Below are 14,051 nucleotides of genomic sequence, written 5' to 3' on the forward strand. Positions count from 1 at the left end.
ATTTTAAGAAAGTTAAATGATTAATAATAAACTATCTGAGCTAACTATTTTACTTCCGAATTCCAGCTTCCCTTTGTGCCTGTCATGCTGATATTGAAGACTTTGGCCGGAAAAAATGGTTTCAGTTCGACATCGATCAAAACGTGTGTCGGATTGAGCGGGTCTTTTCTTACTGATAGATTGCGGTAACCTTCGATAATCTTTCCGGGGCCTTCGATGGAACTCAGGAACCGCGATATCTGCTTTTGAATGTCTCCCAACATCTGGTTGTTGATATTGGTGAAGGTCCGTCTGTTCAAAAAATCCTGCATGATTTTTCCGATCCAGTCAAACACACGCACTACGCTATACGTTTGCATTCCTACATTGTCTCCATTGAACAAAGTACGGGCAGACTGCGGTATCACCCGGCCCCATTCATAAATGAGCGGAATGAGTCCGCGGCTTTCCAGTTCGGCGACCTCATTCTTCCGCATCGCAAAACGGGTGCCGCTGGCCATACGCAACTTTCCATTTGCCAAACCGGCAGACGGCTGGGCGATGTTACCGCCCCAAAGCAGCCCGGCGAGTGCCATCGAAGGCGACACGTACAGATGGTCCGTTTCCCCGACCTCCGCATACGACTCGCGGCCGATAATCCAGTTACACGGCATCATCACATGTGCCTTATGTGGGTCCGATCCCGTCAGTTTATCCTTATCGAAAGCTTTTTCAATTTCCTCCGCGCTGTCCAGGTGCCGGTAGTCCGTCAGCATCATTACTTTGTTTTCATGTGCTAGTTCGGCCCATTTGTCCACAATGAGATTGTTTTTCAGCCAGCCTGGGATCACCAGCAATGAATAATTGTTGACCAGATCGAATTTGTTGTAATTATCGCGCAGCTCATTGGCCACCTGAAGAAAAATCCCCACGGCATTACTGAAATTGTCAGCGTCTACGGTCTGTTTATTACCGGCGTCAAACAACACCAGGTTTTTGACTTTCTCCTCTGCTGCATTTTCAAAAAACAGCGCCAGTGAACGGTAGGAACCTTCCAGTTCGGCCGATTTTTTCAGGCAGTTGTTCAGGTTTTTACGGAGTGTCTGGCTTGCGGTTTGCGCCCTGGCCTCGCTTGCTTCGACCATATCCGCGACGTGCTCGTGAGCATTGACGATCGCGAGGACATTGAGTATCCGCTTTTTCAGCAGTTTCCGGTCCGCCTTGTTTTCATCCTCTTCTAAAAACATCGCTTTACGGGCGCGCTTGGAAGGATCCATGTTCTCGGCACCATCAACGACCGTTTTGAGAAAGTCGAAGCCGCCAAATTGCGCAAGCGCAGGAATGACTTCGGCGAGTGGCCGGGGCGCAGCTTTTTCATTTACAAGCTCCTGCGTTTTCAGCAGTGGCGCTCGCTCTTCTTGTGCCATCGTTATAGCTGTTTAAGTTAAAAAGTGAATGTCACAGGTCAGTTCGCCTCATCGATTTCGGAAACCATCGCTTCCAGTGCCTCTACAAAAGCGGCTTTAAGGGCCGGGTTGGCCAGCATGCTCTGCAACAGTTTGTTGGTGGTGAGTCGGGTGCTGATCGTCCTGAAATCTTCCTCCTGGCTCCTGAGATCGCGCAAAAAGTTACTTTGTTCCGTGATCCCGTTTTTCGTGAAAGCACTCAGGTTGGTAAAACGGATCGACTCGTTTACTTCTTCCCCGTCGGCAGTAAGATGCGTAATGGGAATATTCGGATTAAAACGGTCAAATGCATCCTGCAACTTTTGAATATCGCGTACCGGCGCCTGGCTCAGCGAATTCGCCGTAAATTTGTTGATAATCGCCGTCTTGTTGTCGTGCAATAAATTGATTGCCTCGGTCGTGCCCTCATCGATGATGACACCGCCTAACTGGGGTTTGTCAATGGCCATTTTGGAATGATTTAGATAAAGTTGAAATTTATGCGCCTTGGGGCAGCTTCAATTTAGACTTCAATAGGATTGCCTCTCGGTACTCCCTGTCTCCCCACGGAAGGTGCTGACTGGAACCAGGCAGCGGGACGCCGCAGTTGCTGGCTATACTTCTTACATATCGATCTGCGTCGCCCGAAGCAAGCCAAAAGGACCTGACTTGTGCGATGCGCTCGTCGGGATTTTTTTTGAAATGTGTTGTGTAAATATGCTTGTAGGGAGTTGAAATTGTTTCGCGCCACGAGCTTTCCGGGTTTTCGATGAGATCAAGTGCATTACAATACAGATCCTTTCGTACCTCCAATGGTGTAAAAAAACCAGGGTCTCCCCCAACTCCACCATGAGACAAATCAAAGACTTTTCCTGGTTCTTTGGGTATAACAATACTATCGAACGACGGCCGGGAAGCGGTTAGGGACGCAAATGAATACCATTTTTCGATAACCCGGGTTGCGTGCGCTATGCGATTCACGTTGTTGAGTGTCAGATCTCCCGAAATCTCTGTTGCGGTTCGCTTAACTGCGTCATATAGCCCCAAAAAATTCACATTGATCCGGTTAAGCGCACTGCTGCGTCCCAATTGGCTGTTGATAAAGCGCATTCTTTTTTCCGAATCCGTTTTCGCAGGTTGCACGTATAAAACCGGGTTGGCAAGCATATTGGCAATCTTGATCGCGATAAACCCTCCCCTGCTATGCCCCACCAGATTCACATGTATGTCATTTATCGAACAACCACGCTCTTCCAATACCTGATTGATCATCACGTAAACCATCTTTATTCCCTCGTCAAGAATATTACTTACATCAAGCCCGGTAACGCCGGGGCCATGCATGGGATATTTCTTTTCTCCCTGAAAATCAGTATAAAATCGCCAAATGTGACTATTGAGCCCGTCCTGACGACGCCAGTCTTTGGAATCCGTACCATCAATAGCCAAAAGAATGTGATAAGTAGGCATAGGTATTCAAGGTTAATGTAATACTTCATCTATCGTTTTTTCCCAAACCAACTCCCCATTCTCTCCTTCTACCAGGCTGATTTCCGAACCTCGTCCCAGTTCACCGGAGACGATCATCCTGGATAGCGGCCTTCTCAGTCGGTCGCGGATTACGCCACGCAACGGGCGGGCCCCGTAACGGGGTGTAAAGCCTTCCAATGCGAGGCGACGGATCATTTGGTCATTCAAATGCAATCGGATACCCTGTTTTTCCAGGAGTTTGAGCAAAGGATGCAACTGGATTTTGAAGATATCGATGACCGCATTTTCCGTAATCGGGGAAAATGGAATGATTTCGGTCAAACGTCCCAAAAACTCCGGGCGGAAATGGCGGGTCATCAGTTCCAGCAAATCATTTGAACGCGGTATTTTACCGGCTCCACATTGCTCGACGATCCAGTCGGCGCCGATGTTGGAAGTAAATAAGATGATTGCATTCGAGAAGTCTCCCTCCCTGCCGAGCCGGTCATGGAGCAGCCCTTCGTCAAGGATTTGCAGGAAAATGTCGAATACCGACGGATGGGCCTTCTCTATTTCATCGAACAGGACGATGGCAAACGGCTGTTGCCTGATTTTGGTGACCAGCAATCCGCCTTCCTCGTAACCCACGTAGCCGGGAGGGGCGCCGTACAGCAATGCTGCCGAATGCTCTTCCTTGAATTCGGACATATCGAACCGGATCAAAGCCTGCTCGTCATTAAAAAGAAAGTCGGCCATCGTTTTGGCCAGTTCGGTCTTCCCTGTGCCTGTTGGGCCCAGAAAGAAAAATGAACCGATAGGTTGACCGGCCCTGCTAAGCCCCGACCTGTTCTCTAAAATCGCGTCTGCGATAACGCGGATCGCATGGTTTTGCCCAACCACACGCTTTTTAAGGTGTTCGTCGAGCAGCAATAACTTCTCTCTTTCTTTGGACTGGATTTTCCCCAGCGGGATCCCTGTCTTATGTGCCACCACAGCCGCCACATCCGCCTTTTCGACATATTCTTTCGCCTGCCTGCTGAGTCCGGAAACCACTTCCAGCAATCCAACAAGATGGTCATACAGCGACTCGGCGATCTCAATTTGCGTGGTGTCTTCCCCGCTTTCGATCTGCCCCAGTAGCACCGGGCTCAGCCGGTCGTGGAGTTGCGTCTCAAACCAGCGGAGTTCCTGCATATACAACTCCCGATCTCCGTCTCCATAAAGTCGGTGAAGTTCGTTGAGCTCGTTGCCGAGCTTGCCGATCTCCGTCGCCGAGGTTTCTTTCATATGCCGGATGGCTGCCATCGTCCGGTCTATCAGGTCGATAGCCGCGTCTGGCAAACGCCGGTCTTTAATGTATCTTTTCGCCAAGCGGACGGTTTCCGGCACCGTTTCGGGAGCTACACCAACGCCGTGATGGTTTTCAAACAAGCCTACCACCCGACCGATCATTCTGCTTGCGATCGTTTCGCCAGGCTCGTCTACCCGCACCAGTTCAAACCGCCGCGCAAAGGCTTCGTCCGGTTCGATGAATTTCCGGAATTCGTCCAGCGTGGTGGCACCGATTAAGGTGAGCTCGCCCCGCGCGAGTTCCGGTTTCAGCAGATTGACTAACCCAGCTGCGCCACTTTGCGGATCGGCGAGCGTGTGTATCTCGTCGATAAAGAGCAATGCACGTGGATATTCTTTCAGGTCTGCCAAGATACTTTTCAAACGGTCTTCAATTTCTCCTTTATAGGAAGCGCCTGCAATCAGCGAGCCCATGTCCAGTCGGAACAACGAGGCGTCTGTCAAATGGCCGGGGACCTGTTTGTCAGCCATCAATTGGCTCAACCCCTCTACCAGGGCTGTTTTACCCACACCGGGTTCGCCCACAATGATCACATTAGGCTTGGTGCGCCGGCCAAGTATTTCTACGATCGTCCGGGTCTCCTTATCTCTTCCGATTACCGGATCGAGCTTCCCTTCCTGAGCAAGGGCCGTTTGATCCGCACAAAATTTCGTCAATGCCTGGCCCCGTTTTGCTTCATTGGACGAAGCACCTGCTTTTCCCGCGACGCCGACAGGTGTAATCGCCCTGTCAACAGCCGACGCTCCCAATGCCTTTCCGAGCAGTTCGGTTTCCGTTACGGGATAGGCTTTCAGCTGCTCTTTCGAAAATCCCACGCCTGGCCTGGCCATCGCAATGAATGCCGCAAGAGGGCTCACCAGATCTTCTCCAAGCTTCATCCTGACCACATCCGCCACCTCGATGATCGCCTGTACCGATGCATCGCCGCGCGGTTCTGTTTCAGTCCTAGCCGATTTAGGAAGTTTTTCAATGCGGACATCAGCCCAATCCTGCATGTAATGGATGTCAATCCCCCAGGAAACGAGCATGGCCGACAGCCCTATGTCGTGGTGCAGCACTCCTTTCAGCAAATGCGCTGCCGTAAACCCGGAGTGATAATGCTCCTTGGCAACGGCCTGTGCGATATGGATCGCACGCTTCAATTCTGAGCTAAAAAGCGAGGTGGACGTCATCTTGATTACAGGTTCGAAGTGTGGCTGCGGTCAGCTTCCCGAGTGGGGCATTGCGCTGAACTACTTTGCAATTCTAGGGAAGAAAAAACACGAATAAAATACGTCAATTGACGTATTTTATCGGACAGGCATATATTCCATCTTTGCATTAACCTAAAAAAGATTACTGCTAAGTGGTTGTATATGAATAGCGAATCCAGGACTGTAACCGTCGGGCGCAAACAGGGAAATACCATTGTCCTTTCCAGTCCGGACGTCAGTGGAGAACACGCTTTGCTAACCCTTAAAGAGGCAGAATCGAATACGTGGGAAATCCGGGACCTCGGGTCAAGAAACGGGACATTTGTGGACGGGCAGCGGATATTCCAAAAAGAAATTACACCCAAAAACAAAGTGCTGTTCGGGAACACACCTTTACCGTGGGAAAAGCTGGTAACTTCCGGCCTACCAAAACAGGCGGCGTCGCTCAGCGATCATTTCGACAAGTTGCTGCCTTCCTTAACCACGCTGGCACCGGCGCAATCTTTCCCCGTGCTGGCGGGCGCGCCCACGCTGAAAATGGTGTACGAACAATACATTGCCAAAAGGAGCCAGCTTGAAGAACTCCAACGCAACGAAGCCCTGAACGCACGCTACCAGTCGCTGGGGATTCCGTTCACGGCGCTATGTGCGGGATCGGCGGTATTTGTCCCGAACGAGTACCGCTATATCTCGATCGTCGGTTCTGTGATATCCTTGCTCATTGCAGCTTGGTCCTTCATCAAATCGAGGCAATTTGCGCGGGAGAAACGTGAGCTGAACATGACCAGATTAACCGAACAATACGACATCCATTACCGGTGCCCACATTGCCACGTCAAGCTAATGGACCCGTTTCCTGTATTGGTTCAGATTAAAAACTGCCGGCATTGCAAAAAAAGCTTAATCACATAATAGTCTAACAACTTGCTATGAGCCCGATAGACCTTGACAAGACCAGGATATTTGCCGGAAAAGCGGACACCGAGTCGACTTCCGAGCCGAACCCTGCCGAACCTGCGTGGGAAGCGGTGGTAACGCCCGCGGAACCGTACATCAAACCCAAAATAAAAACATTGACGAAGGTCGAACAATTGTCCCTGGTCGCCGGAGGCATGCTCACGCTGGGATTAGGAACGATCGTCATCGCAGGGATGGATGAGCGCGCAGTGACAACCCATGCAAAGCCGGTCGCACCGGCACCGGTCATCAAGCCACTCATAGCATCGGAAAACAGCGACACACCGGCTAATGAGCCGTCACCACCGCCCATTTCCGAGCCAAAACCCACTACTGTTTCACACCATACAGCTACGCCCGAAATTGCTATTCCCGATGAACTGGCCGTGTCGACAGGCATTACCGACGAAATGGATTTTGAAACCGCATTCAATGCCGCGCGTTCGGAAGTAGGCCCGGGTGGGTTGTTTGTTTGGAACGACACCTATTACAGTACTTTCAGGCAGGCAGAATGGGAACGCTTGCCCGACGCCAGGAAGCAGCAATGGCTCAGCGCGACCGAACCCTTATTGGAACCAGCTTCACCCGAACCAGATGCGGCAAACCCGTTGGTAGCAGTGGCGGAATCAGGAATGATCACCTGGACGGGCGTCGACCGTGACCAGGACGGCATTGCAGAAGTGCTGATTGCGCATACGAAAGGAAAAGCGCCCATTGTGATGATGGACACGGACGGCGACCTCATGCTGGATGCTAAATTCGGGCTGGATACGGCGGGGCAGCTTGTCAATGTTTCTCTCGAAAAGTCATCATTTCCTCTCGCGGACGTCCCGAAAATTCCGGAAACGCCGGTGGGCGAGGTGTTCGATTTGTCGGCCGGACAATCCGCCGATGCGTCTGCGCAATGGCCGATATCCATCGTCCGGGACCACACCGACTACCTGATAGGAATGGATCTGAACAATGACTACATCGTGGATGTAGTGTCACTAAGCCAGGAAGACAAATCTCCGTTCACAGCGATGGACCTGGACGAGGATGGGCAGATCGAAACCAGCTTTTACCTGAACAACACGGATGGCAGGATACAATCGGTTGAACTGGATCCGCTGGATCCCATAACTGTTTTTAACGCCGACGAAGATGTGGAAGCGAGTTATACCCAAATGGAATTCGAGCACCACGACCACTTTCTACCCGTCGATTTCGAACACGACGACGAACCTGGCGGGCTTTCCGCCAACGATCATTTTTACACAGATCCGGGTGCAGACCTGGGCTGATCAACGAAGCAATGGAAATATCCTGTAAAAAATGTCATATGCGGCTGACCGTTGCCAACAATGGCAGCCAAATCGTTCGCTGCGGCAGCTGCGGCTTTCCGAATGCGGTGGCTTTGCCTGCGGATACGGAAAGGGAAGTTAGCCCGCCCAGCCCCGTGGCTCCCGTGGCCTTACCGCATCAACCGGTGCCCGTCTCGATCCCTAATCCGCGGCCGGTCGTTATTCCTGCTTCCGCGCCTGCCCCAACTCCCTCCCCAATCGACTCATTTTCAACGGGTGTGACCGGAAAGAACGAAGTAGGCTGGCTGGTGGTACATGACGAAAATGCTGCCTTGCAAACATTCCCACTCCGGGTAGGAAGGCAAATTATCGGACGGCACAATTCCGCAAGTCCGTGCGACATCATGATTGTAACACAGGATGCATTTATGAGCCGGAATCATTGCATATTGGAGGTAAAGCCGGTTAGAGCCGGCGGTTACGACTACCTGGTGTCCGATCGGAAAATGACCACCGGCAGGCCGGAGAACATGAGTACCAACGGCACGTTTGTCAACGCATTTCAAAAAGGCTTGCAACCGGACGACGTCGTTTATCTCAATGACGGCGATACGATCCAGGTTGGTCAAACGAAACTGGTTATAAAAACCATTCGCACCGTCGCCAATTCCGATGACGCAACCCGCCTTGTGAAGGATTCTGAATACAGCCCAACCGTAATCATCAGAAACTAGCATGAAAATCGAAATTTTTCCACCCGCAGGATTCTCAGAAACCGGCCAGAGATCTAATAACGAAGACAGCATTTACCCGCTTCCAGGCATTGAAAACCCTGAAAATACGCTTTTTCTGGTCTGCGACGGAGTGGGCGGGCAACATAAGGGTGAAATTGCCAGCGAACTGGTATGCGGATCTGTCAGCGATTATTTCAATACATACCCTACCCCTGTGGCCGATGAAACCTACATTACTCAGGCGTTGCGAAAGGTGACAGCCGACTTCCTTGAAAAAGAACGGGAAGATCCGGAAACCCGTGGCATGGCAACGACCTTTACATTACTGCATTTCAACGAAGCCGGCGCAACCATGGCCCATTTGGGCGACAGCCGGATTTACCAGGTCCGCGACGGACAAGTAATTCGTGTCAGCGAAGACCATAAGCTCGTGAACGAGCTGATGAAAAACGGACATATTACGGAACAGGAAGCCCGCAACCATCCCCAGAAGAATGTGATCACAAAAGTGCTGGCGGCTGATCGCAACGACCGGCCCGACGTGCGGATTATCAATGATGTGGCTGCGGGAGACTACTTTTTCCTGTGCACAGACGGCGTACTGGAAAACGTGTACGATGAATTGCTGGCTTACCACTTGCGCGAAACGCCGGATAACCAGTTGCCGATCGAAGCCAAGCTCCGGAACATCCGGCAGGAATGCGATGAAAAGACAAGGGACAATTACTCGGCCTACCTGATCCAGGTCCGTAAAGTTTCCGGCGAAGTGGCCGAAGGATACCGGTTTGCAGACCATGCGCTGCTGACGATGGCCCAGCCCTTGGCAAAACAGGTTGTGCAGCTTCTTAGCTACGAGTATGATATGCCAACAACATTTTTCAAGCCGTCGGCACAACTGCCGGAAGTTGGCTTGAAAACGAACAATGTTGCTCAAAGCGATCGCCCAGTCGCTAAAAGCCGGTCCAGGCTGGTTCCCTACATGCTGGGGGCGCTGGGCGGGATTATCGCGACTGCCGCCGGGTTGATCATTCAACAGCAAAGACAAAGCCCCGTCAAAACTGCGGTGGCCGAAAAGGACACATTTCGCACCTTGCCGGTGAAGGTAAATCGGGGTAAGACCGAACCCAAAGCGGCTGCTATGTCTAAATCGGAACAAACTCCTACCTTCACCTCGCCAGCTATGCCGATTGCCGGTGAAGTAATTGCGCAATCCAAACGTTACCGTTTTTCCATTATCCGGAACGGTGAGGGGTACTTTACCTGGGAGCCGCACAAAAAGCGCAAAACGCGCATTTTATATGACGACGCCACAAGCATACCCGATACAGTGCACCTGTACAGCTTTGAAGAAGGTGGAAAATACTATCTCTATGTGTCGAAGCCGGACGTCCGTATCGAAGGCGTGGAAAGTGCGTCCACCGACCCTAACTTCACCGAATATCTGAAGAATGGAATTAAGACCAAAATAGGTAACATATCTGGCCAAAAGGCAATGGCTATCGAGCATTTCAAACCTTCGGATATAAAAAATTCCGTCGAACAGGCGGCCGAGGAGTAGGGCAAACGTGCCGGATTATCATTTCACTATTTTTCCGTTGACGTCGATCGTCATGCGGCGGCCGCCAAATTCTACCTGCGCTTTGCCTTTGACAAAAGAAAGCGCAAGATCGTAGCGACAAGGAATCGCCAATTTGCCTTCCCGGTCTACAAAACCCCATTTGCCATCCTGGCAAACCAGCGCCCTGCCCTCCTCGGTAAACTCATCGACTTCACAGAAAACGGGCTGAGCCAATATCCGTTTATCATTGTTCTCATCGGTAAACAATCCCCACAATTCATTGCTGTAAAATGCTTTTATCGACGGAATGCGGCTCACGATCTTCGTTTCTGATGCGATCGCATCCTCGTATTTGATATCCATTTTCATCACTTCCTCGACAATTCCGACGGAAGCCGCTTTGCTATCGATCGCGATGGCCGGGTCATGAAACCGCAGCGACCGGATGTATGCACGCCAGTTTTTGCCTTCCCGCTCCAACGTCATTTCTGCCACCCGCTCCGCATTTTTGAACGGATGTCCATTACGGGCTACCCCATCGTACAGGATTTCGAACGTCGCTTTGATGTACATGGAGTCCACATCCGAATGCGCCTGGATTTTCGAAAGCTGGGTGATTTTCAGCGCTACCGTCTTCCCCGCATTGACGCTTTCTCCCTGGTCGTTTTCGCCGAATTTTGCGGCGAGCCGGTTGAAGTAGTCTTCCACGGGAAGGTCGCGGTCACGCTGCTCGAGTCCTTCGACCGACGTGTCGAAAAAGTCGTCTTCTATCGTCACTTTATCATTGGCAAACATTCTTTGCGCGCCGGGTGTGAGCAAATGGCCGAGACGATTGTCGCGCTCGGAAGCGGTAGATGCCAGAAAAAAATCGTATTCCTGGTCGAGTGCATCAATGAGGTTTCTGGTCTCCCGTTTGATCTTATTTTCGTCCGCCTTGGTGATCTTCCGGCTGGTTTGGGCGTGAAGGGATGGCGCAATGCTTGCCAGCAGCACCCCGAAAAAGAGCCAATCTATGTATTGCTTTTGAATTGCCATTGCGGTAAAATTCCGGTAATTTCAGTTAAATTTTTCTTCATAAACCCGTTGGAACACCTGCCCGGGCGCCACAGTCAACGGCTCAGCGGGCGGCGTCAGACCGAATTCGATATATTCAATTTTGAAAATCACTCCCTGACCGACCGGCAGGGCGAACCTCGTCGTGCGCCCCGCCTCCGCGATACCTGGCTGTTTGACACCGTCAATGTATACACGCAGGTTATGGTGCCGGGTGAATATCTCCATTTTTCCGGTTTGGACTTTTGGCCGTGAAGGCCTTGGCGTCTCCATTTTCTTTTCTTTCGGGTCGGGGTCGGGATTGGGGAAATGCAGCGACTTTGCGCCCGTTGTATCCGCACGGGCAGTCACCGCGCGATGGACCGGCACATTCCCGGGGCTTCCTAGAAGGGTCACAACGAGGTACAGCACAACCCCGACGACCAGAAGCAGTCCCGCCAAAAGAAACGGCTTGGCCTTTATGCGTCGTCGCGGAGCAGGCATGGTCCTATCATAATAGCTCGTCGCCGGCTCACTGATGCGCGTCGGCGGGTCAAAAGGGCTCCTTAGCGGCTGTCCTTTCAACATGGTTTTGCCATCGAAACCTTCCGGTTGGCCGTTCGGGACAGCAACAGGTGGCTGCTCTTTTTCCAGCAGTTTAAGTAATTCCTCAGCTCGCTTAACCCTTTTTTCAGGACTGACCACGAGGCATTTCTGGATAATAGTACAATAGGGTTGCCTGATTTTTCCAATGTCTTTGGGCAACTTCCCTTCCAGCACCATGGTTCTGATCCGGTGCGACGTATCCTTTTCCGCCGCCTCTCCCTCCACCCTGAATGGCAGTCGGCCCGTCATCATTTTATAGGTCATCACCCCAAAAGCCCACAGATCCGTGTTGGGCCGCAATGCGTCATTCTCGGTATACTGCTCGGGGGCCGCGTAGTTGGGCGTGATGGCGATCTGGGAGTTGTTCAGCACATAGCTCACGTCCGCATCGACCATCCTGCTTAATCCAAAATCCGCAATCACAGGCAGCCAGCTTCCATTTCCGTCCCGATCCATCAGCACATTGGCGGCTTTGAGGTCACGATGGATAATGGGGATGCTGTGCAAATGGGCCAGGCCGCGTAAAATACCGGTCAATATTTGTCTTTGCTCCGGATCCGTGAGCGTGTACCGGCTCAACACTTGGTCAAGGTTGCCCTCCGAATAGTATTTGATAATGGCATAATCGTAAGTACCGGCACGGTCGGTAATCCTTTCCACATTTTCGTACCGGAGAATATTAGGGTGGTAGTCGATCTCATTTGCCAGCTTCACCTCCCTTTCCAGGTCAAATTTGGTAAATACTCCTACCTCGCTGCGTTTAACGGCTACGTACCTTTTCCTTACTTTATCAAATACCTTGTATACACTGCTGAATCCACCCCGGCCAAGCAAGCTGCCGGAAGCGGACGGATTGAATTCAAATCGCGCGTAAAAATCTTCGGCTGTCATAGCTTGTCACGTTAAAATGTAATCTTGACCCCAACGGAAACCATTTCAGGGCCCCAGTCGAACCGGAGCGCCGCTTTTTTGTTTGCCCGGCTACGAAGCCTGGGAAGCATGAGAACGGCATCCACTACGGCAACAGCAATGCCGCCATAGGTAAAAACCCTGGACATCATTTGTTGCCTTTTAGCCAGTTTCAAATCCGTTTCAGCCTGTTCGGCCGAGCTTTTGTACAGCGTTTGCAGATACGTATCGTTGCCGGCCAGGTTAAGGTCATTTTTATGGTTCCAGTTGCGGGATTTGTACAAATCGTAATTGTCCTGGCTACGTCCTTTTTGAAGATAGCCCTGATAAGCCAATGCCCCACCCGCAGCCAGGCCGGCACCGAGCGTGAGCAATGCCATGCCATTCAGCTTTCCCTTGGGTGCTTTGGCTACAATGGGACGCCTGGGCGGTATACTGTCGCGCACGGCCACGACAGGCACAGGTAAACTCCATACATTTATTACAATGCCGACTTCCTCATTAACCCGCAGGTCGTCGGCGACCACATCCCAAATCACTTTTTTATTTTTCCCGGCTTTCAGGCCCGTCCCCACGTTGCCTTGCAACGTACGAGGCCTGATCTCGTGGCCTTTGCGCGTTTTGGCGATGATGTAAACGGAATCGCTTTGAACAAGGCCCTGGGCATCGTAGCGGATTTCGATGACTTTGGATTTTTCCCGCACCTCAAAACGCACGTTGGTGATGCGAGGCTGGCACAGCGCCACCTGGGATATCGTCATCATAAAACAGATAAAGTAGAGGATTCTTTGCATATCATTTTACTTGTATGATCGTGTCTTTGGTTGTCTGCATGAAGCACGGGTTAGTCATGATCACCGTGACTTTCTGCTCACCTTTTTTTTCAAATTGGTAGGATAGCCACCGGGCTGTGAAGGAATGTTCCTCGACGATCCAGGTGACGCGGATGGGCGCACTTTCAGGGGTATTGCCCGATTGGTTCACCTCGAATTCGCGCCGGAAATTTCCCCTATCCACCACCTTGATTCCGCCGCGCGGGGCTTGCTTGCAACGTTCTTTTTGGAAGTCAATTTCCTCATAGGAACTGCAACGCACGAAGCCTCCCCCAGAGGCAAAAATCAATGCGGCGGCGGTGAGCCATTTCGCCCGAATAGAATATAGATATCTCATTATCAGAATACTGCATAAACACTTTTTTTCCCAAGTAGCTGCAAGTACGCTATTCCTTAAAAAACAAAAAATACGTCAGTTGACGTATTTTTCGGCCCTTCGTTTCTCCGTAACCTTGTGGTGGAAATGTAACATTCTGGGCTTATGTTTAAACGATACCATTGGTTTTTTATCATCAACCTTTTAGTTCTGTGCACGCACACTTTGATATGTGACGGACAGACTTTCGAAACCGGTTCACTGAATCTGAGTTTTCTCGCTAGTGGTGGAACCTGTACCCCCGCGACATATAAGTTTTCGGGCATTGAGGTGCGAATTCTTAGCGCCAACACGGCTAAAATAAGCTACACCAGCTCTTTCTCGC

At 51.2% G+C, this 14,051-nt stretch carries 12 protein-coding genes; 4 read left to right on the plus strand and 8 right to left on the minus strand.

The genetic code is table 11. From position 1 onward, the window contains the following. Window positions 1-44 precede the first annotated feature (44 nt). Genes BP71_RS36980 through BP71_RS36995 form a run of 4 tightly spaced genes read right to left on the minus strand, consistent with a single transcriptional unit; the run spans window position 45 to window position 5,417 of the window. On the minus strand, window positions 45-1,406 hold the full coding sequence (locus BP71_RS36980; protein ID WP_496386797.1) for a type VI secretion system contractile sheath protein TssC: 1,362 nt from the start codon (window positions 1,404-1,406) through the stop codon (window positions 45-47). A gap of 38 nt (window positions 1,407-1,444) precedes the next feature. Next, a complete protein-coding gene (locus tag BP71_RS36985) occupies window positions 1,445-1,894 on the minus strand; it encodes a hypothetical protein (RefSeq protein WP_496386799.1) in 450 nt (149 codons plus the stop codon). 28 nt (window positions 1,895-1,922) lie between these two features. After that, window positions 1,923-2,894, minus strand: coding sequence for a hypothetical protein (locus BP71_RS36990; RefSeq protein WP_496386801.1), 972 nt, complete (start codon window positions 2,892-2,894; stop codon window positions 1,923-1,925). A 12-nt stretch (window positions 2,895-2,906) separates the two neighbouring features. Next, window positions 2,907-5,417, minus strand: coding sequence for an ATP-dependent Clp protease ATP-binding subunit (locus BP71_RS36995; RefSeq protein WP_496386803.1), 2,511 nt, complete (start codon window positions 5,415-5,417; stop codon window positions 2,907-2,909). 183 nt (window positions 5,418-5,600) lie between these two features. Here BP71_RS36995 and BP71_RS37000 point away from each other — a divergent pair, with 183 nt between their 5' ends. From BP71_RS37000 to BP71_RS37015, 4 genes are read left to right on the plus strand one after another with little or no spacing between them, the layout of a single operon-like run. Beyond that, the gene (locus BP71_RS37000) at window positions 5,601-6,350 is read left to right on the plus strand and encodes an FHA domain-containing protein (protein ID WP_496386805.1); all 750 of its coding nucleotides are present in this window, start codon (window positions 5,601-5,603) and stop codon (window positions 6,348-6,350) included. A 17-nt stretch (window positions 6,351-6,367) separates the two neighbouring features. After that, window positions 6,368-7,678, plus strand: a complete 1,311-nt coding sequence (locus BP71_RS37005; RefSeq protein ID WP_496386807.1) for a hypothetical protein — start codon at window positions 6,368-6,370, stop codon at window positions 7,676-7,678. Window positions 7,679-7,716: 38 nt separating this feature from the next. Beyond that, complete coding sequence (locus BP71_RS37010) at window positions 7,717-8,412, plus strand: FHA domain-containing protein (RefSeq protein ID WP_496386809.1); 696 nt, start codon at window positions 7,717-7,719, stop codon at window positions 8,410-8,412. A 1-nt stretch (window position 8,413) separates the two neighbouring features. Further along, window positions 8,414-9,970 carry a PP2C family protein-serine/threonine phosphatase gene (locus BP71_RS37015; RefSeq protein WP_496386811.1) on the plus strand — a complete coding sequence of 519 codons (1,557 nt, stop codon included), beginning with the start codon at window positions 8,414-8,416 and terminating at the stop codon, window positions 9,968-9,970. A gap of 18 nt (window positions 9,971-9,988) precedes the next feature. Here the strand turns inward: BP71_RS37015 and BP71_RS37020 are convergent, their stop codons facing one another. From BP71_RS37020 to BP71_RS37035, 4 genes are read right to left on the minus strand one after another with little or no spacing between them, the layout of a single operon-like run. Continuing rightward, window positions 9,989-11,005, minus strand: coding sequence for a WG repeat-containing protein (locus tag BP71_RS37020; RefSeq protein WP_496386813.1), 1,017 nt, complete (start codon window positions 11,003-11,005; stop codon window positions 9,989-9,991). A 21-nt stretch (window positions 11,006-11,026) separates the two neighbouring features. Next, on the minus strand, window positions 11,027-12,499 hold the full coding sequence (locus BP71_RS37025) for a serine/threonine-protein kinase (RefSeq protein ID WP_496386815.1): 1,473 nt from the start codon (window positions 12,497-12,499) through the stop codon (window positions 11,027-11,029). Between the two features lie 11 nt (window positions 12,500-12,510). Next, window positions 12,511-13,311 (minus strand): hypothetical protein, encoded by an 801-nt coding sequence (locus BP71_RS37030; protein ID WP_496386817.1) that lies wholly within the window; start codon window positions 13,309-13,311, stop codon window positions 12,511-12,513. A 1-nt stretch (window position 13,312) separates the two neighbouring features. Further along, window positions 13,313-13,687, minus strand: a complete 375-nt coding sequence (locus BP71_RS37035) for a hypothetical protein (RefSeq protein WP_496386819.1) — start codon at window positions 13,685-13,687, stop codon at window positions 13,313-13,315. Window positions 13,688-14,051: the final 364 nt, after the last annotated feature.

This window comes from Dyadobacter ginsengisoli DSM 21015 (assembly GCF_059568735.1).

Excerpts from the sequence above, each read along its gene's own strand:
- BP71_RS36995 (WP_496386803.1), bottom strand. The coding sequence starts at position 5,417 with ATGACGTCCACCTCGCTTTTTAGCTCAGAATTGAAGCGTGCGATCCAT.
- BP71_RS37000 (WP_496386805.1), top strand. The coding sequence starts at position 5,601 with ATGAATAGCGAATCCAGGACTGTAACCGTCGGGCGCAAACAGGGAAAT.
- BP71_RS37020 (WP_496386813.1), bottom strand. The coding sequence starts at position 11,005 with ATGGCAATTCAAAAGCAATACATAGATTGGCTCTTTTTCGGGGTGCTG.
- BP71_RS37005 (WP_496386807.1), top strand. The coding sequence starts at position 6,368 with ATGAGCCCGATAGACCTTGACAAGACCAGGATATTTGCCGGAAAAGCG.
- BP71_RS37010 (WP_496386809.1), top strand. The coding sequence starts at position 7,717 with ATGCGGCTGACCGTTGCCAACAATGGCAGCCAAATCGTTCGCTGCGGC.
- BP71_RS37030 (WP_496386817.1), bottom strand. The coding sequence starts at position 13,311 with ATGCAAAGAATCCTCTACTTTATCTGTTTTATGATGACGATATCCCAG.
- BP71_RS37025 (WP_496386815.1), bottom strand. The coding sequence starts at position 12,499 with ATGACAGCCGAAGATTTTTACGCGCGATTTGAATTCAATCCGTCCGCT.
- BP71_RS36980 (WP_496386797.1), bottom strand. The coding sequence starts at position 1,406 with ATGGCACAAGAAGAGCGAGCGCCACTGCTGAAAACGCAGGAGCTTGTA.
- BP71_RS36985 (WP_496386799.1), bottom strand. The coding sequence starts at position 1,894 with ATGGCCATTGACAAACCCCAGTTAGGCGGTGTCATCATCGATGAGGGC.
- BP71_RS37015 (WP_496386811.1), top strand. The coding sequence starts at position 8,414 with ATGAAAATCGAAATTTTTCCACCCGCAGGATTCTCAGAAACCGGCCAG.
- BP71_RS37035 (WP_496386819.1), bottom strand. The coding sequence starts at position 13,687 with ATGAGATATCTATATTCTATTCGGGCGAAATGGCTCACCGCCGCCGCA.
- BP71_RS36990 (WP_496386801.1), bottom strand. The coding sequence starts at position 2,894 with ATGCCTACTTATCACATTCTTTTGGCTATTGATGGTACGGATTCCAAA.